General features: G+C 51.2%; 1 protein-coding gene. It reads left to right on the forward strand.

Annotation, left to right across the window (positions count from 1 at the left end; all coding sequences use genetic code 11):
• Positions 1-64: 64 nt before the first annotated feature.
• Positions 65-326 (forward strand): hypothetical protein (locus CWC28_RS22465; protein WP_212746845.1); only part of this gene is annotated, 262 nt, incomplete at its 3' end.

Here is a 326-nt window from a genome sequence, read left to right on the forward strand (position 1 = left end):
TACCTAAACTCTTTCCGCCATTGCTGACAGCTCTCAGATCCTGACCGGAACAGATTGGGCTCTGATGTTTGAAAACCTGGGACAATGGCTTAAACCTGCTCCACAAGTGACTGCCAGAGCGATTCCTCTATCAGCCCTGTTCTGGCCAGCGTCTTTATCGGATAACGCTGATCTGAAGTTTCATCGTGAAAAGCTCAACTACCAGGGGAAAGATCGCTCAGGCCTGCCTGTATACCACAACTCTCAGGGGCATCCCATTGATGTCCTGACACTCCATTCAAACACAGTGATGCTGCCCAACGGCATTGGCCTGACATGGACCCCAG

The organism is Pseudoalteromonas sp. S4492 (assembly GCF_005886115.1).
GTDB lineage: Bacteria > Pseudomonadota > Gammaproteobacteria > Enterobacterales > Alteromonadaceae > Pseudoalteromonas > Pseudoalteromonas gelatinilytica.